Source organism: Arthrobacter sp. Cza30, assembly GCF_059090765.1.
In genome coordinates, this window is record NZ_JBNHGA010000004.1 from 287,657 (window position 1) to 306,887 (window position 19,231).

At 71.2% G+C, this 19,231-nt stretch carries 15 protein-coding genes; 8 read left to right on the forward strand and 7 right to left on the reverse strand.

What is annotated here, in order from left to right; genetic code table 11:
* Positions 1-8: 8 nt before the first annotated feature.
* Positions 9-719 carry a DUF4191 family protein gene (locus AC5RVZ_RS14945; protein ID WP_494066558.1) on the reverse strand — a complete coding sequence of 237 codons (711 nt, stop codon included), beginning with the start codon at positions 717-719 and terminating at the stop codon, positions 9-11.
* Positions 720-844: 125 nt separating this feature from the next.
* Between AC5RVZ_RS14945 and AC5RVZ_RS14950 the strand changes: the two genes are divergently transcribed.
* On the forward strand, positions 845-2,146 hold the full coding sequence (locus tag AC5RVZ_RS14950) for a hypothetical protein (RefSeq protein WP_494066559.1): 1,302 nt from the start codon (positions 845-847) through the stop codon (positions 2,144-2,146).
* Between the two features lie 8 nt (positions 2,147-2,154).
* Here AC5RVZ_RS14950 and sucB read toward each other — a convergent pair whose 3' ends face one another.
* The 3 genes from sucB to AC5RVZ_RS14965 form a co-directional block, all read right to left on the reverse strand.
* Positions 2,155-3,942: a 2-oxoglutarate dehydrogenase, E2 component, dihydrolipoamide succinyltransferase gene (gene sucB / locus AC5RVZ_RS14955; RefSeq protein ID WP_494066560.1), complete on the reverse strand. Its 1,788-nt coding sequence runs from the start codon at positions 3,940-3,942 to the stop codon at positions 2,155-2,157.
* Positions 3,943-4,003: 61 nt separating this feature from the next.
* Positions 4,004-5,377 carry a dihydrolipoyl dehydrogenase gene (gene lpdA, locus AC5RVZ_RS14960; protein ID WP_494066561.1) on the reverse strand — a complete coding sequence of 458 codons (1,374 nt, stop codon included), beginning with the start codon at positions 5,375-5,377 and terminating at the stop codon, positions 4,004-4,006.
* Entirely contained in the window at positions 5,374-6,852 is a 1,479-nt protein-coding gene (locus AC5RVZ_RS14965) for a leucyl aminopeptidase (protein WP_494066562.1), read from the reverse strand. Before AC5RVZ_RS14965 ends, lpdA begins: the two co-directional genes overlap by 4 nt.
* Before the next feature lie 84 nt (positions 6,853-6,936).
* Here AC5RVZ_RS14965 and AC5RVZ_RS14970 point away from each other — a divergent pair, with 84 nt between their 5' ends.
* From AC5RVZ_RS14970 to AC5RVZ_RS14980, 3 genes are all read left to right on the forward strand, one after another.
* A complete protein-coding gene (locus AC5RVZ_RS14970; RefSeq protein ID WP_494066563.1) occupies positions 6,937-7,857 on the forward strand; it encodes a proteasome assembly chaperone family protein in 921 nt (306 codons plus the stop codon).
* Positions 7,858-8,087: 230 nt separating this feature from the next.
* A complete protein-coding gene (locus AC5RVZ_RS14975) occupies positions 8,088-9,482 on the forward strand; it encodes an RNA polymerase sigma factor (RefSeq protein ID WP_494066564.1) in 1,395 nt (464 codons plus the stop codon).
* A complete protein-coding gene (locus AC5RVZ_RS14980; protein ID WP_494066565.1) occupies positions 9,479-10,174 on the forward strand; it encodes a coenzyme F420-0:L-glutamate ligase in 696 nt (231 codons plus the stop codon). Before AC5RVZ_RS14975 ends, AC5RVZ_RS14980 begins: the two co-directional genes overlap by 4 nt.
* Positions 10,175-10,229: 55 nt before the next feature.
* Here the strand turns inward: AC5RVZ_RS14980 and AC5RVZ_RS14985 are convergent, their stop codons facing one another.
* Entirely contained in the window at positions 10,230-11,252 is a 1,023-nt protein-coding gene (locus AC5RVZ_RS14985; protein WP_494066566.1) for a sugar-transfer associated ATP-grasp domain-containing protein, read from the reverse strand.
* 45 nt (positions 11,253-11,297) lie between these two features.
* Here AC5RVZ_RS14985 and AC5RVZ_RS14990 point away from each other — a divergent pair, with 45 nt between their 5' ends.
* Positions 11,298-11,987 (forward strand): alanine racemase C-terminal domain-containing protein, encoded by a 690-nt coding sequence (locus AC5RVZ_RS14990; protein ID WP_494066567.1) that lies wholly within the window; start codon positions 11,298-11,300, stop codon positions 11,985-11,987.
* Positions 11,984-13,021, forward strand: a complete 1,038-nt coding sequence (locus tag AC5RVZ_RS14995) for an alanine racemase (protein ID WP_494066568.1) — start codon at positions 11,984-11,986, stop codon at positions 13,019-13,021. The genes AC5RVZ_RS14990 and AC5RVZ_RS14995 overlap by 4 nt, the downstream gene beginning before the upstream one ends.
* A 6-nt stretch (positions 13,022-13,027) precedes the next feature.
* On the opposite strand, the gene AC5RVZ_RS15000 is transcribed toward AC5RVZ_RS14995, so the two are convergent.
* Positions 13,028-13,252 (reverse strand): DUF7455 domain-containing protein, encoded by a 225-nt coding sequence (locus AC5RVZ_RS15000; protein WP_494066569.1) that lies wholly within the window; start codon positions 13,250-13,252, stop codon positions 13,028-13,030.
* A gap of 166 nt (positions 13,253-13,418) precedes the next feature.
* On the opposite strand from AC5RVZ_RS15000, the gene AC5RVZ_RS15005 reads away from it, so the two are divergent.
* Positions 13,419-15,506 (forward strand): DNA gyrase/topoisomerase IV subunit B, encoded by a 2,088-nt coding sequence (locus AC5RVZ_RS15005; protein ID WP_494066991.1) that lies wholly within the window; start codon positions 13,419-13,421, stop codon positions 15,504-15,506.
* A 54-nt stretch (positions 15,507-15,560) separates the two neighbouring features.
* Here AC5RVZ_RS15005 and AC5RVZ_RS15010 read toward each other — a convergent pair whose 3' ends face one another.
* The gene (locus tag AC5RVZ_RS15010; protein WP_494066570.1) at positions 15,561-18,035 is read right to left on the reverse strand and encodes a DNA gyrase/topoisomerase IV subunit A; all 2,475 of its coding nucleotides are present in this window, start codon (positions 18,033-18,035) and stop codon (positions 15,561-15,563) included.
* A 69-nt stretch (positions 18,036-18,104) separates the two neighbouring features.
* On the opposite strand from AC5RVZ_RS15010, the gene AC5RVZ_RS15015 reads away from it, so the two are divergent.
* Positions 18,105-19,229 (forward strand): alkaline phosphatase family protein, encoded by a 1,125-nt coding sequence (locus tag AC5RVZ_RS15015; protein ID WP_494066571.1) that lies wholly within the window; start codon positions 18,105-18,107, stop codon positions 19,227-19,229.
* Positions 19,230-19,231 lie beyond the last annotated feature (2 nt).

Here is a 19,231-nt window from a genome sequence, read left to right on the forward strand (position 1 = left end):
GGCTGCGATCAGCGAGGACGCGGCGCGCGCACGCGGGTGGGGTCGATCCCCTTGGGGATCGGAAGCGACGCCAGCGACTGCGAGACCGAGTCGATGCGCTTGATCACCGCTGCCATCGTCGCGCGGTCGACCTTCTTCGGCAGCGCCTTGATGGTGGAGGCGAGCTTTGCGATGGGCACCTCGTCCTCACCATGACCGACGTAGAGGACCGTGACGGGAACGCCCGCCGCGACGCGCTGCACCTTGGCGCGCTCGTCCTTGATGAGCCTCGTGAGGCGACCGCGAGCCCCCTCGCCGACGATGACGACGCCGCCGCGGCCCACCGCGCGGTAGACGGCATCCTGCGTCTTCGGGTTGATGCCCACCGGCATCTCGCTGGCCTGCCAGCGACGACCGAGAGAGGTCGAGAGGACGTGGCCCGTCGCGCCCGGCATGCCGTCGATCTTGCGGTACATGGCTCGCGTGGACAGACGCGTCATGGTCATGAGCGACGCCAGCACACCGAGCATCAGGCCCGTGATGCCCCACAGGATCACGCTCCAGATCGCGACCGGCGGAATCAGCAGACCGATCGTGACGCCGAGGGCCACGCCGACCAGCAGGATGCCGATCAGCACGAACGGCAGCCAGCGGAACTCCTTCTGCGTGAAGGTGTAGAGGGTGCGAAGCTGGGAGAAGAATCCAGGGCGCTTCTCGGGAGTCGTCGTGCGCGCGGCCATGGGGTCAAGCCTACCTTTTCAGGGGGCCGGCCATCGGCTCCTTCCCAGGGCCGGACGGCCGGCATCCGTCCACAGCCGCGCCCGCGTCCGCACCTCAGCGGGCACTCGCCGCCGACACTGGTGGGGTGACACCGGACGATGGACTGCTGCGCTCGCCCTACCGGGCGGTGCGCGTGGTGCGGGCGCCCGAGGACGGACCTTGGCCGGGAACGCTGGTGTCGACATCGGACGACGACACGGTGGTGCTCGTCGACGTCGACGTGCTGGGACCACGCTGGTGGGGGTGGCGAGCCGACGTCCGAGGCCACGTCCTCGCGCCGACGGATGTCGTCCGCCGCGCCGACGGCCACGACGCAGCGCTGCCGGCGTGCGCCGAGCGGCTCGAGGACTTCCTCCGCCGGCGCTCATCGCGCATGCCGCTGACGCCGGGCGAATGCGTGACCGTGGGCGTGAGCCTGCTGCGCGGGTGCGGGCAGCTGGTCGCTGATCCTGATGTGACGGGCGGGTGGTGGCTCGACGGGCAAGGCATGCCGGTCCTCGCCACCGACACGGGGGACCGACGCGGACTGGACACGGCGGCGGAGGTGCTCCGCGGCCTCCCCGTCGCTCCGGAGCTCCAGCGCTCGTGGGATGCCGCCATCGCGGCGCTGGCGGCGCTCCGGGTCACGGCGCACGAGCTGCGGGAGGCTGAGGACGCGCTGTTCGCCGCCGCGGCGCCGGAGCCGCTCGTCACGATGACGCTGACGCCGCGCAGCGCCGTCGATGTCGGCGGCCGCCGGGTCGTCGCCGAGCACGACTCCGAGCAGCCGGAGCGGTCGCTCTGGCAGCGGCTGATCGGATCGGTCGACGAAGAGATGGCGGATGCGCTGTCGCGAGCGACGACGGGCGTCTGGCGCCGCTGGCGGTCTCGCCCCGGGACCCGCCGGGCGCCGTTGCTCGTTGCCGGCGGCGCCGCCGCCGCCGTGCTGATCGGCGGAGCGCTGTGGCCGACGGCCGGCGGCGTCGCCACGAGCGGGGCGATCTCGCCGTCGCCGTCCCATGTCGCTCCCGAGTCATCCGGGCAGGAGCGCACCCAGGCGCCGCGACCGGGGAACGAGGCCGTCGCCGCCGCGGCGCCGACCGCCGACGATGTGCTCCCAGGATTGGACGTGGTCGGCGCGGGCCTCCTCGACGAGCGCGCGGCCTGCGGGACGGATGCCACGTGTCTGTCGGGCGTGGTGGCAGAGGCGGGCGCGCGCTTTCCGGCAGGCGCTGTGGATCTGCCCGCTTCCGAGCGGAGCGTGACGCTTCTGGACGACTTCGGCGGGGTCGCCGTGCTGCGGGTCGACGTGGCGGATGGGACAGGCGCCAGCCAGCTCGTCGTGATCACCCGCCGAGAAGGCGAATGGCTGCTGCGCGACGTGCAGGACGTCGCGCAGCAGCCATAGCGCAGGTGTCAGATGCCGAGCTGACCCTCGAACGCGGCTTCCTCGAGGCGGGCCTTGACCGCGGCGAGGAAGCGCGCGGCGTCGGCGCCGTCGATCACGCGGTGATCGTACGACAGCGCGAGGTAGACGTAGGAGCGGACCGAGATGGCGTCCCTGCCGTCGACGCTCACGACGCCGGGGCGCTTCACGACCACGCCCGTGCCGAGGATCGCCGACTGCGGCAGGAAGACCACCGGCGTGTCGAACAGCGCGCCGCGCGACCCGGTGTTGGTCAGCGTGAAGGTGCCGCCCGCGAGCTCGTCGGGCTTCAGCTTGTTGTCACGGGTCCGCGCCGCGAGATCGGCGATCTCGTGCGCGATCTGGGCGAGGTTCTTTCCGGCCGCATCCCGCAGGACCGGCGTGAGCAGGCCTCGCTCGGTGTCGACGGCGATCGAGAGGTTCTCGGTCGCCGGGTAGACGATCTTGTCGCCGTCCACGGTGGCGTTGATGACCGGGTACGCCTGCAGCGCCTCGGCGGCGGCGAGGGCGAAGAACGGCAGGAACGACAGCTTGTCGCCCGTCTTGGCCTGGAAGTCGCCCTTCACCTTGTCGCGGAACGCGGCCAGCTTCGTGACGTCGACCTCGACGACCGTCGTCAGCTGGGCCGTCGCCTGCATCGAGGCGACCGCACGCTCGGCCAGCACCTTGCGCAGTCGCGACATGGGCTGCGTCGTACCGCGCAGCGGCGAGACCTCGAGCGCCGGACGGGCCGGAGCGGCGGGAGCGGCGGGTGCAGCGGCCGGCGCGCTGGCAGCTTCGGCGGCCTTGAGCACGTCCTCCTTGCGGATGCGGCCGCCCACACCGGTGCCCTTCACCGTTGCCAGATCCACGCCCTGCTGCTGAGCCAGGCGACGCACGAGCGGCGTCACGTAGGCCACCTCGTCGCCGTCGCCGTCGGCGCCGGCCGACGCAGCCGCAGCGGGTGCCGACGCAGCCGGAGCCGGTGCCGGTGCCGGGGCAGCGGCGGGCGCGGGGGCCGGAGCCGGTGCCGGGGCAGCGGCGGGCGCGGGAGCCGGAGCCGGCGCCGCGGGCTGCGCGGCGGGAGCCTCGGCAGGGGCGGGCGCGGCGGGCTGTGCAGCGGGAGCCTCAGCAGGGGCGGCGGGAGCCGATCCTGCTTCTCCGATGCGCGCCAGGGGCGAGCCGACCGCGACCGTCTCGTCCTCCTGGACGAGGATCTCCTGCAGCACGCCGGCGAACGGCGACGGGATCTCGGTGTCGACCTTGTCCGTGGAGATCTCCAGGAGCGGCTCGTCCACCGCGACGTCGTCGCCGACCTGCTTGAGCCAGCGGGTGACCGTGCCCTCGGTGACGCTTTCGCCGAGCTCTGGGAGTACGACGTCCTTGCCGCCGGCGGCGGGTGCAGCGGCCGGAGCGGCTGCCTCCGCCGCGGGTGCCTGTGCGGCCGGGGCGGGTGCCTCGGCGGGAGCCGACGCCTCGGCGGGTGCGGCCTCGGTCGCCTGCGGCTGTGCCGGCGCCTCCGGTGCCGCCTCCTGCGCCGCGTCGCCCGTGGCGGCGCCAGAGCCGTCGCCGATCTTCGCGAGGATCGCGCCGACCTCGACGGTCTCGTCCTCCTGGACCAGGATCTCCTCGATGACACCGCTCACCGGCGAGGGGATCTCCGTGTCGACCTTGTCCGTGGAGATCTCGAGCAGACCCTCATCCGCCTGGATCGTGTCCCCGACCTTCTTGAGCCAGCGGGTGACCGTTCCCTCGGTGACGCTCTCACCGAGAGCGGGGAGGACCACGGAAGTGCTCATGACGATGTCTCCTTCGGAATGGATATCGGATCTAGCTTAGTGATGGCCCGTGCGCGAGGCGTCACAGCGCGTGGAGCGGTTTGCCGGCCAGAGCGAGGAACGCCTCCCCGAGCGCCTCGCTCTGTGTCGGGTGGGCATGGACGAACGGTGCGATGTCCTCCGGGTGCGCCTCCCAGCCCACCGCGAGCTGCCCCTCGGTGATCAGTTCGCCCACACGCGCGCCGATGAGGTGGACGCCGAGGACCGGGCCGCCCTTCCCACGGATCACCTTGACGATGCCGCTCGTGCCCAGGATCTCGCTCCGGCCGTTCCCGGCGAGGTTGTACTCGTACGAGACGACCCCGTCGGCGCCGTGGATGTCGACGGCCTGGGCTTCGGTGAGACCGACCGATGCCACCTCGGGGTGGCTGTAGGTGACGCGGGGTACCTGCGTGTCGGGGACCACGACGGGGTTCAGCCCGGCGATCTCCTCGGCGACGAAGATCCCCTGCTGGAATCCGCGATGCGCCAGCTGCAGACCGGGAACGATGTCGCCCACGGCCCAGACGTGCGCCACGGTGGTGCGCAGTCGTTCGTCGGTGAGGACGAATCCCCGATCGATGGTGACGCCCGCCTCCTCGAAGCCCAGTCCCGCCGTCGCCGGGCCGCGCCCGACGGCGACGAGCAGGTAGTCCGCTTCGAGAGCCCGGCCGTCCTCGAGCGTCACCGTGACGCCGTCGGCGGTCTGCGAGGCGCTCTGGAAGCGCACGCCCAGCGAGTACTGGATGCCACGGCGGCGGAAGGCGCGCTCGAGCCCCTTGCTGAGTGCGACGTCCTCGTTGGGGACGAGGTGGTCCAGCGCCTCGACGATCGTCACGTCCGCACCGAAGGAGCGCCAGACGCTCGCGAACTCGACGCCGATGACGCCGCCGCCGAGGATCACGACGTGCCGTGGGATCTCGTCCAGCTCGAGCGCCTGCTCGCTCGTGAGGATCCGCCCCCCGATCTCGAGGCCCGGGAGCGTGCGACTGTACGACCCGGTCGCGAGCACCACGTCCGCGCCACGGTAGAGGTCCTCGCCGACGCGCACGGCGGGACCGGCTTCCAGGCGCCCGGCGCCGGGCACGACCGTGATGCCGCGCGCCTTCACGAGCCCCTCGAGACCCTTGTACTTCTTCGCGACGATGCCTTCGCGATACGCGCGCACGCCCGCCGGATCGATGCCGTCGAGGGTCGCGCGGATGCCGATCGCAGAGGCATCCCGCGCCGAATCGGCGACCTCTGCGGCGTGCAGCAGCGCCTTGGTGGGGATGCAGCCGCGGTGCAGGCACGTGCCTCCGACCTTGTCCTTCTCCACGAGCGCGACGGACTTGCCCAGCTCCGCAGCGCGCAGTGCCGCAGCGTAGCCGCCGCTGCCGCCGCCCAGGACGACGAGGTCGAAGGTGTGCTCTGTCATGCTGACTCCTCTGTCAGAAGGAAGCGGATGAGACTGCGGACGGTCGCGGCGGTGGGGCCCTTGTCGGTGTAGCCGTACGCGCCGCCCTTGTTCATGCCGGCGCCGGCGATGTCCAGGTGCACCCAGGGGATCCGCGCAGCGTCGGGCTCGTCGCCCACACGGCCGACGAAGTGACGCAGGAACAGCCCGGCGAACAGCGACCCGCCCGCGGGGTCGCCGATCTTGGCGTTCTGCAGATCGGCGATGGGGGAGTCGAGCTCCTCCGCCATGTGAGCCGGCAGCGGCAGGCGCCATGCGGGCTCACCTGCCTGCTCGGCCGCCGCGAGATAGGCGGCGACGGCTTCGTCGTCGCCCATCACGCCGACGTGCCGCGTGCCCAGCGCGATGATGATGGCGCCGGTCAGCGTGGCGACATCGACCAGGACATCCGGACGCTCCCGGCTCGCCGCCGCGATGCCGTCGGCGAGGACGAGGCGCCCTTCGGCGTCGGTGTTGAGAACCTCGACGGTGGTGCCGTCGACCGTGCGGACCACGTCGCCCGGACGGAGCGCGCGACCGGACGGCATGTTGTCGGCCATGCACAGCCACGCGGTCACGTGCACAGGGGCGCCGACCGCCGCGACGGCGCGCAGCACCGCCAGGACCGTCGCGGCGCCCGCCATGTCGTACTTCATGCCGACCATCGACGCGGCAGGCTTCAGCGAAAGCCCGCCGGTGTCGAAGGTGATGCCCTTGCCGACGAGTGCGACGTGCCGCGTCGCACCATCGGGCGCGTAGTCCAGTCGCACGAGCCGCGGCGGGCGCTCGGAGCCTTGACCGACGCCCAGGATCCCACCGAATCCCTGTTCCTGCAGCGCCGCCTCGTCGAGGACCTCGGCGGTCACGGGGAGACCGCTGACGGCCTCCGTCGCCGCGCGCGCGAAGTCGTCGGGCCCGAGCCACTGGGCCGGAGTGGCGACGAGGTCCTTCACCAGTGCGACCGCCGACGCCGTCTCGATGACCAGGCGCAGCGCCTCCTCATCAGGCTCGGCAGAGCCGTGCACCACGACGCGCGCGGCCCGGGACTTGCCCGGCTCGCGTTTGTAGCCCTCGAACCGGTAGCCGCCCAGGGCGGCGCCTTCGGCCGCCGCGACCCACAGGCTCGGGTCGGCCGCCGGTGCGGCCACGGAGATCGTCCCGAAACCGGTGAGGGTGCGCACCGCAGCGCCCACGGCGTCCCGCAGGGCCGCCTCATCCGGCGTCGCACCCGTGCCCACGACGGCGAGCGGCAGCGAGGTGCTCTCCGGCGCGTACACCCGCGAGACGCTCCCCGGTGAGCCGGTGAACCCGACAGCCAGCAGGGACTCGCGAAGGCCCGGCCAATCGGCGAGGGCGGGGATGTCGTCCCCCTCCAGCGGCGGAAGCGCCAGGAGGATCGCGTCTGCGTCGGACTCTCGGATCGGTGCGGTGCGGTATTCGAGGTCGGGGAACGACATGCTGTCCATCCTAGAGACGCCGCTGTTCGCTCTGAGCGCCACCGTCGCGCGTCCGACCACCGGCCCGACTCGTAGCATGGAGGCATGCCCTTCCCAGGCCCGCTGTTCGAGCGCTCGGCATCGGCCCCGCCGGTGCCCCGCGGTCTGCCGCTCGTCATCGCCCTCACCGGGTTCACCGACGCTGGCGGAGCGGTCACGCGTCTGATCGAGTACTTCCGCGATGAGCTGGCGCCCACGCCGCTGGCCGTCTTCTCCAACGACTCGCTGCTGGACTACCGCGCGCGCCGTCCGATCGTCGCGTTCGAGCGCGATCACCTGACGGACTACCGTCCGCCGCGGCTCGAGCTGTCCTTCGCGCACGACGCGCTCGGGCAGCCTTTCCTGCTGCTGGCAGGATACGAGCCGGACTTCGGCTGGGATGCCTTCGCCGAGGCGGTCGTCGACTTCGCCGACATCTTCGCCGTCTCGACGGTGACGTGGGTCCACGCCATCCCCATGCCGGTGCCGCACACGCGGCCCATCGGGACGACGGTCAGCGGGACGCGCTCGGAGCTGACCGAGGCGCACTCGGTGTGGCAGCCGCACACGCAGGTGCCGGCGACCGCCGGTCACCTGCTCGAGTACCGTCTGGCGGAGGCGGGCGCCGCGATCGCCGGCTTCGTGCTGCTGGTGCCCCACTATCTGGGAGACACCGAGTACCCGGCCGCCGCCCTCGCGGCGCTGGACAGCCTCACCGTCGCCACCGGTCTGGTGTTCTCGGGCGACACGCTGCGGGACGAGAACCGCGAATACCTCGCCAAGGTCACCGAGCAGATCGAAGGCAGCGAGGAGCTCGCTCGCATGGTCCAGGGGCTCGAGGAGCGCTATGACGCCTATATGGCCGGTTCCACGTCGGCCACGCCGATGATCCACACCGGCGACCTGCCCAGCGCCGACGAGCTCGCCGCGGAGCTCGAGCGCTTCCTCGCGACGCGCCCGGGAGACGACGACAAACGCATCGGCTGACGCGGAATTCCGCGGCCGGGTGGCGCGTTGCATCATTCGGAAGGTATGGTGCGCCCACGCCGGTTCAGGGGATGCTGGCGGCGCACGACGAGTATGAGATACTGGATGCCCTGACCCGTTGTCAACCACTTCGTTCGCGTACGCGAACGCCCGTGGACTTGACAAGGGTCTTACTAGTGTCCGAAATCGACCGACAGCGCGGGACCCGCGGCGTCGGTGAAAGGCGAAACGTGACTCCAGGCACGAACACCAAGGCCCGCTCGGCCGCGAAGGACACCGAGACGGAGGAGGCGGCCGCTGTGACCGCGACGCCCGCCAAGAAGACTGCGGCCAAGGGGAAGGCCGCGCCCAAGACCAAGGCCAAGGCTACGACGAAGACCGCGTCCAAGCGCGCGGCGAAGGCCGACGACGAGTTCGAAGACGAGGTGGAAGAGCTCGACGAGGACGTGGAACTCGAGACCGAGGACCTCGCTGAGGACGCCGGCGACGCAGCCGACGTCGACGCGGACGCCGACGACACCGCGGAGGAGGGCGACCAGCCCGCCGCGAAGGCCCCGACGAAAGCGGCGGACGAGACCACCGGCGGCGATGAGGAAGAGGACGAGGAGAGCACCAAGCCTGCTTTCACCGAACCGCTTCCGACCGGCGCCATCGTCATCTCCTCCAGCGACGAGGACGACGTCCCCGTCTACTCGACGCAGATCACCGGTGCGACGGCGGATCCCGTCAAGGACTATCTGAAGCAGATTGGCAAGGTTCCGCTGCTGAACGCGGCCGAAGAGGTCGAGCTGGCGATGCGCATCGAGGCGGGGCTGTTCGCCGAAGAGAAGCTGTCGCACATGTCGCCCGCCGAGAAGTCCTCGCAGCTCGGGCTCGACCTGCAGTGGGTCGCCCGCGACGGTCAGCGCGCCAAGAGCCACCTGCTGGGCGCCAACCTGCGCCTGGTTGTGTCGCTCGCCAAGCGCTACACCGGCCGCGGCATGCAGTTCCTGGATCTGATCCAGGAGGGCAACCTCGGCCTCATCCGCGCGGTGGAGAAGTTCGACTACACCAAGGGCTTCAAGTTCTCGACCTACGCGACGTGGTGGATCCGTCAGGCCATCACCCGCGCGATGGCGGACCAGGCGCGGACCATCCGCATCCCGGTGCACATGGTGGAGGTCATCAACAAGCTCGCACGCGTCCAGCGTCAGATGCTGCAGGACCTCGGCCGCGAGCCCACTCCCGAGGAGCTCTCGAAGGAGCTCGACATGACTCCCGAGAAGGTCGTCGAGGTGCAGAAGTACGGCCGGGAGCCGATCTCGCTGCACACGCCGCTCGGTGAGGACGGCGACAGCGAGTTCGGCGACCTCATCGAAGACACCGAAGCGGTCGTTCCCGCCGACGCCGTGGGCTTCACGATGCTGCAGCGCCAGCTGGAGTCGCTGCTCGACTCGCTCTCCGAGCGCGAAGCCGGCGTCATCCGCATGCGCTTCGGTCTCGGTGACGGGCAGCCCAAGACGCTCGATCAGATCGGCGACACGTTCGGGGTGACGCGCGAGCGCATCCGTCAGATCGAGTCCAAGACGATGGCGAAGCTGCGCCACCCGTCGCGATCGCAGTCGCTGCGGGACTACCTCGAGTGAGCGAGGCCAACGCCGGCAAGGCGCTCACCGTCCACGTCGACGGCTCGTCGTACGCCCGCATCCCGATCCGCACCCGTGTCGTGATGCCCGGTGATGACCTCGACGGCATCGTGCGCGAGTACGCCGCCGACGTGGTGCGCGAGGGCGACCTGCTCTTCGTCACCGAGAAGATCGTGGCGATCACCCAGGGCAGGTCGTACCAGCTCGACGAGATCCGGCCGCGGCGCCTGGCGCGCTTCCTCTCGAGATACGTCACGCGCACGAGCTACGGCATCGGGCTGGGCATGCCCGAGACGATGGAGATGGCTCTGCGGGAGTGCGGCACGCCGCGGATCCTTCTCGCCGCCGCCGTCTCGGCCGTCACCAAGCTGTTCGGCCGCCGGGGCGACTTCTACCGCGTCGCCGGCTACAAGGCGCGCTCGATCGACGGGCCGACGTCGCACACGATCCCGCCGTACAACACGGCGGTCGTCCTCGGTCCCGAGAAGCCGCGCGAGGTCGCCCAGCGCGTGCAGCGCCTGCTTCCGGTGCGGGCCGAGGTCGCCGTGGTCGACATCAACGACATCGGCGGCAACATCCTCGGTTCCACGCTCGACAAGGCCGGCGAGCGCCGCCTCGTGACGATCCTCAGAGACAATCCGCTGGGGCAGGGTCACGAGTCGACGCCGCTGGGCATCGTCCGCGAGATCTGACGTCGCACGAAGGGGCGGGTCCGGCACACACGCCGGCCCCGCCCCTTCGTCGCTGTCAGAATCCGATGGCTGCGCGATACCGCGGCTTGTGGCCCGTGCGGATGCCCGTCACGCTCGGCTTGTTCTCGTACACGCCCGCCCCCCAGTTGCCTTCGACCAGGACGGGCCCGTCCGCGGTGACGACGATGTCCCACCCGACGTACTGCACCTGCGGAACGACGCGCGCCACCTGGTCCACGAACGCCTTGACCTGCTCCACCATCGGCAGCTGGAAGTCGGCGATCACGAAGCCGGAATCGGGATGGCGCTCGTGCACGTGGCCGTGCGAGTCGTAGCCGGGCCCGACGGCGTGCCCGTCGTCGTCGAGCATCGTGTAGAAGCCGCCGAAGGTCATCTGGTCGCTCACCGCGCCGCGGCCGAACTTCTGCGCCATCGCCAGGATGTGGGTCTGCTGACCATCGAAGAACGCCGTCACCCGCGTCGTATTGACCGTCCCAGGGCACACCGCGGCGAGGTCGTCGTGCTGGCGGATGACCTCCTCGATGAGCAGTTCCCCGCGCTGACGCAGCCCCCGGTGGAAGGCATCCCAGTCCTCGACGTCGGCGGCGTGATACCGATGGACGCCCGTGCCGGCCTGGCCGACGGGCTCCTTCGTCACGATCGTGCCGTGTCGCTCGGCGAAGGCGCGGACGGCGTCCGCGTTGTCCTCCTCGACCACCATCCACTCGCGGCGCAGGAACGCGCTGAAGACCCGGTCGAACTCCACCTTGTCCTGGAAGAGATGGCGGTGGTCGGGGTGGTCGTACTTCTGCGAGAGCTGGTTGGACACCGGATGCGTCATGAACGTCTCGCGCTCGGCGCGGCTGAGGATCGCGAAGTCGTAGTCGACGTAGTCCTGGAATCCGACCTGACGGAATCCTGCCGACCACAGCATGTCCACCAGGATCGCCGGCATCCACTTGCCGTGCTGGCGCGAGGTCTCCCTGGCGCGCTCGAGGACGGAGCCGACGTCGATGCGGCGTGCTCGGCCGGCGAGGTAGCGGAGGCGAGGCGCGAGGCCCAGGCCTGAGGATGGCATGCGTTCTCCGGGGTCGGGATCGGGGGACCCCGTTAGTCTAGAGGCGTGGGTTCGGCGATCTCTGGGTGCGATACGCCGGCGGAACAATCCGTTCCGCGCAGCGCCCCCGTCGCCCGGGTCTCGCGGAGCGCCCTCGTTCGCAACGCCCGCATCGCCGGGCACGCGGGGGGTCGCTCGTTCTCGGCGCGCCTGCTCCGCGCCGACGCGTGGGGACACGGTGAGGACCTGGTGCGCGGTGTCCTCGACGGTGAAGGCTTCACCTTCGCGCCCGGCGGCGGTGCGGTCGGCGACGTCGACCCCCTCACCCTGTTCGGGCTGCCCGGCGGTGCCGCGGACGCCTGCCCGGTGCTGCGCCTGCACGGCACGGTGCTCTCGGTCAAGGAGCTCCGGGCGGGCGAAGGCGTCTCGTACGGCTACTCCTACCGGGCACCGCGCGACACGCGCGTCGCCCTCGTGACCGGCGGCTACGCGCAGGGCGTCGTCCGCGCGCTGGGCAACGTCGCCGACGTGACGATCCACGGGTCGCGTCAGCGGATCGTCGGACGCGTCGCGATGGACGTGTGCGTGGTGGACGTCGCCGACGTCCCTGTCGCGCGCGGCGACCAGGCGGTGTTCCTGGGAGAGGCCGGTCGCGGAGAGCCCTCCTTGGCGGAGTGGGTCGCGGCGACCGGGATGCTTCCGGCGGAGCTCGTCGCCGCCGTGGGCCTGAGGGCGATCCGGGAGGTGGCGCCGTGACCGCGCGACTGCACGTGGATCTGGCGCAGCTGGCGGCCAACATCGAGCGGGTGCGAGCGACCGTCGCGCCGTCCGAGCTGATGCTCGTGGTGAAGGACGACGCGTACGGGCACGGCCTGCGGGAGGTCGTGCGGACGGCTTCTCGCGAGGGCGTCACCTGGTTCGGCGCGTTCGACGTGCGCACCGGGAGGGCGGTGCGGGATGCGCTGGGCGATGCCCCCCGCATCTTCACGTGGATCGCCGCGACCGGCGGCGACATCGACGACGCGATCGCAGCGGACCTCGACATCGGCGTCGGGGATGCGGCACTGCTCGAGGATGTCGCGCGTGCGGCCTGCGCGGCCGGCGGCACGCCGCGCGTGCACCTGAAGATCGACACCGGTCTGCACCGCAACGGCGTGCGCCCGGAGCACTGGCCGGCGTTCGTCGCTCGGGCGGCGCAGCTCCAAGCCGAAGGATCGATCGAGGTGGCAGGGGTGTGGAGCCACATCGCCGAGGCGTCCGACGACGAGGACGACGCGGCGCGGGTCGCATACGAGCGTGCGCTGGCCGAGGCCTCCGCCGCGGGCCTGCGGCCGGCGATGCGTCACCTGGCGGCGAGCGCGGCGTCCTTCGCGCGCCCCGAGTTCCGTTACGACATGGTCCGGGTCGGTGCGTTCTGCTACGGCATCCGCTCCGCCGGAGGCCCGGACGCCGCGGCCCTGGGTCTCGCGCCCGCGGGGCGATTGGAGGCCGACGTCATCGCGGTCGGCGAGCGAGAGGTCACCGTGGGCATCGGCGCACTCGACGGACTGCCGTCGACACTGGCAGGGCGCGCGTGGGTCGGGACACCGGCGGGCCCGCGCCGCGTCCTCGCCATCGGCGAATGGACCTCGGTCGAGGCGTGGCCCGGTGCCGCCGTGGGCGACACGGTCACCGTCTACGGCGGGGGAGCGGGCTCGCCGACCGACCTCGCCGAGCTCATCGGGACGATCGGCGAGGAGATCGCGGTGCGCGTCTCGCCGCTCCTCCCGCGCGTGTACGGGGCTGCGTGACCGGTGTCAGGCCGACTCGGTCAGACGCGCGGTCTCGTCGTGCCATGACGACGCGACGGCACGCAGCTTCTCTTCGTACTTGCGACCGTGGTGGGCGCAGAAGAGCAGCTCGCTGCCGTTGACCTCGGCCGCGATGTAGGCCTGCGCGCCGCACGAGTCGCACCGGTCCGCCGCGGTGAGCCGGTACTCGAGGACGGCGCCGTTCTCCTGCTGCGTCGAAAGCGTGTTCATCTCGGTGCCTCCTCGTATGCGTAGAACTCCGTTTCGGGTCATGAAATACAACCACGCCGCAGGCGGGAGAATGCCGGGATCCGGAAGATTTCGCTCAGCGCGTACGGACGGCGCCCGGGGACGCGTGTCTGCGCGGGACCGTCGGCGGGCGCGCCTACGATGGGAGATTGTGACCTCCGAGTACTCCGCCCATCATCTCCAGGTGCTCGAGGGGCTCGAGGCGGTCCGCAAGCGCCCCGGCATGTACATCGGATCCACCGATTCGCGGGGACTGATGCACTGCCTCTGGGAGATCATCGACAACTCCGTCGACGAGGCCCTCGCCGGCCACGGCTCCCGCATCGACATCGTGCTGCACGCCGACGGCAGCGTCGAGGTGCGCGACCGCGCGCGCGGCATCCCCGTCGACATCGAACCGCGGACCGGGCTGTCCGGCGTCGAGGTGGTCTTCACCAAGCTGCACGCCGGCGGCAAGTTCGGCGGCGGCTCGTATGCGGCCTCGGGAGGCCTGCACGGCGTCGGCGCATCCGTGGTGAACGCCCTGTCGGAGCGGCTCGACGTCGAGGTCGACCGCGGCGGCAAGACATGGGCGATGTCGTTCCACCGGGGCGAGCCCGGCGTCTTCGCCGGACCGCACCCCACGTCGCCGTTCACGCCCTTCGAGAAGAGCTCCGAGCTGCGCGTGGCGGGCAGGACCGCCAAGGGCGTGACGGGCACCCGCATCCGCTACTGGGCGGACCGGCAGATCTTCACCAAGGACGCCGCGTTCAACCTCCAGGAGCTCGAGCAGCGCGCGCGTCAGACCGCGTTCCTCGTCCCCGGGCTCGAGATCGTGATCCGCGACGAGCGCGGCATCGATGGCGATGGCGGAGGTCCGGTCGAGACCAGCTTCCGCTATGACGGCGGCATCTCGGAGTTCGCCGACTTCCTGGCGCCCGATGCGGCGATCACCGACACCTGGCGACTCACCGGGTCGGGCACCTTCACCGAGACGGTGCCCGTGCTGCAGCCCTCGGGCGCCATGGTCCCGACCGAGCTCGAGCGCGAGTGCCACGTCGACATCGCGGTGCGGTGGGGCACGGGCTACGAGACCATGACGCGCTCGTTCGTGAACATCATCGCCACGCCCAAGGGCGGCACGCATCAGCAGGGCTTCGAGCAGGGCCTGATGAAGGTGCTGCGCACGCAGGTCGAGCAGAACGCCCGCAGGCTCAAGGTCGGCAACGACAAGCTCGAGAAGGACGACATCCTCGCGGGGCTGTCCGCCGTCCTGACGGTGCGCCTGCCCGAGCCGCAGTTCGAGGGGCAGACGAAGGAGGTGCTGGGCACTCCGGCCGTCCGCCAGATCGTCACGAACGTCGTCACGCGCGAGCTCACCGCCCGGTTCACCTCCGCCAAGCGCGACGACAAGGCGCAGACGGCGCTGCTGCTCGACAAGGTCGTCTCCGAGATGAAGGCGCGCATCTCGGCGCGCACGCACAAGGAGACCCAGCGCCGCAAGAACGCACTGGAGTCGTCCTCGCTCCCCGCCAAGCTCGCCGACTGCCGCTCCAACGACGTCGCGGAGTCGGAGCTGTTCATCGTCGAGGGAGACTCCGCCCTCGGGACCGCCAAGCTCGCCCGCAACAGCGAGTATCAGGCGCTGCTTCCCATCCGCGGCAAGATCCTGAACGTCCAGAAGGCGTCCATCAGCGACATGCTCTCCAACGCCGAGTGCGCCGCCATCATCCAGGTCATCGGGGCGGGATCCGGACGCTCGTTCGACATCGAGGCAGCCCGCTACGGCAAGATCATCCTGATGAGCGATGCCGACGTCGACGGCGCGCACATCCGCACGCTGCTGCTCACGCTGTTCTTCCGCTACATGCGCCCGCTCATCGAGGAAGGCCGCGTCTTCGCCGCCGTGCCGCCGCTGCATCGCGTCGTCGTCATGAACCCCGGGTCCAAGCCCAACGACACCATCTACACGTACTCCGAGCAGGAGCTGCACGGACTGCTGGCCAAGCTCTCCAAGGCCGGCAAGCGGTGGCAGGAGCCGGTGCAGCGCTACAAGGGCCTGGGCGAGATGGATGCCGACCAGCTGGCGACGACCACGATGGACCGCGCCGGCCGCACCCTGCGCCGGGTCCGCATGCAGGACGCCGAGGCGGCGTCGTCGGTCTTCGAGCTGCTCATGGGCAACGACGTCGCCCCGCGCAAGGAGTTCATCATCGACTCCAGCGACCGGCTCGCACGCGAGCGCATCGACGCCTGACGAGGTCGGGCGCGCGCCGGGTGCGGGCCACGGCGCGGCCGAGGGACGGCCGGGTCAGCGGATGCCCGCGCCCAGTCCGCCGATGACGCCATCCAGCGGCGTGCCCGACGCATCCCGCTTGGCTCCGGCGGCGGGCAGCGAGCGGGTCGCACCGTCCGGACCGACGGCGCGCGGGTCGGTGCCCACCCACGCCAGCGTGAGCGCATCCTCACCCTTCAGGAAGCGCTGAGCGCGCACGCCGCCGGTCGCCCGGCCCTTCGCGGGGAACTCGCTGAACAGCGACACCTTCGCGCTGCCGGCATCCGTTCCCGCGATGGCGGTGGTCGAGCCGGCGACCGTCACCACGACGGCGTCGAAGTCGGAAGGACCGACCACGTCGAAAGCGATGACGCGCGCGCCGTCTGCCAGCCGGATGCCGGCCATGCCGCCCGCCGAGCGCCCCTGCGGACGCACCGACGACGCGTCGAAGCGCAGCAGCTGGGCGTCGTCGGCGACGAAGACCAGTTCGGCCCCGTCGGAGGCAGGCGCCGCGCCGATGACCCGGTCGTCGTTTCGGAGCGCGATGATCTCGATGTCGTGCTTGGTGCCGAGCTCACTGGCGGAGACCCGCTTGACGATGCCCTGCTGCGTTCCCAGCGCGATGGGCGGCGCGTCGACGAGCGGCACCAGCGCCACGACGTGCTCGCCGCCGCTGAGGCCCAGGTACTGGTCGGCGCGCGTGCCGGCGCCCAGCTGCACCGAGTTGCCCGGAACCGATGGCAGGTCCACCGGCGAGAAGCGGATCAGACGCCCCGCGCTCGTGACGGCCCCGAGGTCTCCGCGCGTGGTGGTATCCACCGCGGACCGGATGGCGTCGTGCTTCGAGCGCCGCGCCGGCGGTGTGATGCCGATGACCGTCTCGCCTGCGCCCTCCTGCGCGGTGCGCAGTGCGGCGCGCACCATGCGGCCGGTGACCGAGAGGAACACGCGGCACGGTTCGTCCGCGATCTGCAGGTCGGCCGCCGCAGCCGCCGCGCGCGACCGCGGCGCGACCGGTCCGCCATTGAGCAGCAGCGTGCGCCGGGGCGTTCCGAACGCCTCCGCTGCGGCATCCAGCTCCCGGGCGACCTGCCCACGCAGGAGCACGTCGCTGGCGAGCAGCTCCTCCAGCTGGGCGATCTCGGCCTTGAGGTTGTCGCGCTCGGTCTCCAGCTCGATGCGCGAGAACTTGGTGAGGCGCCGCAGGCGCAGCTCGAGGATGTACTCGGCCTGCGGCTGCGAGAGGTCGAACACCTCGATCAGACGCGTGCGCGCCTGCTCGCCGTCGTCCGAGGTGCGGATGACCTGGATGACCTCGTCGATGTCGAGGATCGCGATGAGGAGGCCTTCGACCAGGTGCAGCCGTTCCTTGCGGCGTCCGAGGCGGTAGCGGCTGCGGCGTGTGACGACGCTGATGCGGTGGTCCAGATACACCCGCAGCAGGTCGCGCAGGCCGAGGGTCTGCGGCTGGCCGTCCACGAGTGCGACGTTGTTGATGCCGAACGAGTCCTCGAGCGGCGTCAGCCGGTACAGCTGCTCGAGCACCGCCTGCGGGTCGAAGCCGGTCTTGATCCCGATGACCAGCCGCAGCCCCTTGTGGCGATCGGTCAGGTCGGTGACGTCGGCGATGCCCTGGAGCTTCTTGGCGTTCACCGCGTCCTTGATCTTCTCGATCACCCGCTCAGGACCGACGAGGTACGGCAGCTCGGTGACGACCAGGCCCGTACGGCGCGGCCCGAGCGACTCGATCGCGACCTTCGCCCGCGTCCGGAAGCTGCCGCGTCCGGTCGCGTACGCGTCCTTGATGCCGTCCAGGCCGACGATGATGCCCCCGCCGGGAAGGTCCGGCCCCGGCACGAACTCCATCAGCTCCTCAACGGTCGCCTCGGGGTTCTCGAGCAGGTGCGTCGCGGCGGCGACCACTTCGATGAGGTTGTGCGGCGCCATGTTGGTCGCCATGCCGACGGCGATGCCGGTCGCGCCGTTGACCAGCAGGTTGGGGAACGCGGCCGGCAGCACCTCGGGCTGCTGGAACTGGCCGTCGTAGTTGGGGATGAAGTCGACGACGTCCTCGTCGAGGTCCTCGGTCAGCGCCAGCGCGGGCGCCGCCAGCCGCGCCTCGGTGTACCGGGGGGCGGCGGGCCCGTCGTCGAGCGATCCGAAGTTGCCGTGGCCGTCGACGAGCGGAACGCGCAGCGAGAAGGGCTGTGCGAGCCTCACGAGGGCGTCGTAGATGGGGGCGTCCCCGTGGGGGTGCAGCTTGCCCATCACCTCGCCGACGACGCGGGCGCTCTTGACGTGACCGCGGTCCGGGCGCAGCCCCATGTCGGCCATCTGGAAGAGGATGCGCCGCTGCACCGGCTTGAGCCCGTCGCGAGCGTCGGGAAGCGCCCGCGAGTAGATCACGGAGTACGCGTACTCGAGGAACGACGTCTGCATCTCTGACGAGACGTCGACGTCCTCGATGCGTCCGTGATCGGCGGGAGCGGAGTCGGTGCGGGATGCGGGCATGTGACGATGAAGCCTCGGGTGACGGCGGGAGCGGCGGGCGCGGGTCGGCGGTGTGCGAGACTGGCCCCGATGTCCTTCAGCCTACCTGCGGACCCTGCGCGGACCCGGAGCGTGACCCGTGTCGTGCGCGAGATGTCGGCCGCACTGGAGGGCCGCTCGGAGTGGTTCGCTCCCGCGCGCAGCGCGATCGTCTGGGTGATCGACGGACTGGGCGCCCACAACCTGTCCGCGCGGGCGGGGCACGCGCGCTTCCTCGCGGAGGCGAGGGGGAAGAAGGATGCCGCGCGCACGGTCTTCCCGTCGACGACCGCGGCGGCGCTGACGAGCCTGCTGACCGGCACGGCGCCGGGGGAGCACGGCATCGTCGGCTACCGGGCGCGCGTGCCTGGCACCGACGACGTCGTGAACCAGCTCCGCGGCTGGGACACCGACGGCCTCCCGCCTTCCTTCCAGCGCGCGGCGCCGCTGTCGCGCGCGCTCGGCCGGCCGTTCTTCGCGGTGTCGCGCGACGAGTACGAAGGGACCGGATTCACGGCGGTCACCCTGGACGGCGCACGCTTCCGCGGGGAGGACGATCTGGACGCACGGGTGCGTGCCGCGGCCGAGATCGCCGCCGACCATCCGGGATCGCTCACCTACCTGTACGCGCCGGAGCTCGACTCCGCCGGGCACAAGCACGGGTGGGAGTCCGACGAGTGGGTCGCCGTCCTCGAGCGCGTGGATGCCGCGGCGCGCGCCCTCGCCGCAGCCGTCGACCGGAACACCGGCGTCATCGTCACCTCGGACCACGGCATGGTCGATGTCCCGCGTCATCGTCATGTGCTCCTCGAGGAGGGTTCGCCTCTTCTCGACGGCGTCCGGCTCATCGGCGGGGAGCCGCGCATGCTGCACCTGTACGCCGAGCCCGGGGAGGCCGACGCGGTCCTCGCCCGCTGGCGTGACGCCGAGGCATCCCGCTCCTGGGTCTGCTCGCGCGAGGAGCTGGCGGCGTCGGGGCTGCTCGGCGCGGTCGCCCCCGACGTCGCCGAGCGGATCGGCGACGTCGTCGTGGCCGCACGAGCGGGCGTGGTGTATTACGACGACCGCCTCGACGACAAGGGACCGCAGAAGATGATCGGGCAGCACGGGTCGCTGACCGACGAGGAGCGCATCGTGCCCCTGATCCGCCTGGGAGCGTTCGCGACGCCCGCGTGACG

Excerpts from the sequence above, each read along its gene's own strand:
- AC5RVZ_RS14945 (WP_494066558.1), bottom strand. The coding sequence starts at position 719 with ATGGCCGCGCGCACGACGACTCCCGAGAAGCGCCCTGGATTCTTCTCC.
- sucB (WP_494066560.1), bottom strand. The coding sequence starts at position 3,942 with ATGAGCACTTCCGTGGTCCTCCCCGCTCTCGGTGAGAGCGTCACCGAG.
- lpdA (WP_494066561.1), bottom strand. The coding sequence starts at position 5,377 with ATGACAGAGCACACCTTCGACCTCGTCGTCCTGGGCGGCGGCAGCGGC.
- AC5RVZ_RS14965 (WP_494066562.1), bottom strand. The coding sequence starts at position 6,852 with ATGTCGTTCCCCGACCTCGAATACCGCACCGCACCGATCCGAGAGTCC.
- AC5RVZ_RS14970 (WP_494066563.1), top strand. The coding sequence starts at position 6,937 with ATGCCCTTCCCAGGCCCGCTGTTCGAGCGCTCGGCATCGGCCCCGCCG.
- AC5RVZ_RS14985 (WP_494066566.1), bottom strand. The coding sequence starts at position 11,252 with ATGCCATCCTCAGGCCTGGGCCTCGCGCCTCGCCTCCGCTACCTCGCC.
- AC5RVZ_RS15000 (WP_494066569.1), bottom strand. The coding sequence starts at position 13,252 with ATGAACACGCTTTCGACGCAGCAGGAGAACGGCGCCGTCCTCGAGTAC.
- AC5RVZ_RS15010 (WP_494066570.1), bottom strand. The coding sequence starts at position 18,035 with ATGCCCGCATCCCGCACCGACTCCGCTCCCGCCGATCACGGACGCATC.
- AC5RVZ_RS15015 (WP_494066571.1), top strand. The coding sequence starts at position 18,105 with ATGTCCTTCAGCCTACCTGCGGACCCTGCGCGGACCCGGAGCGTGACC.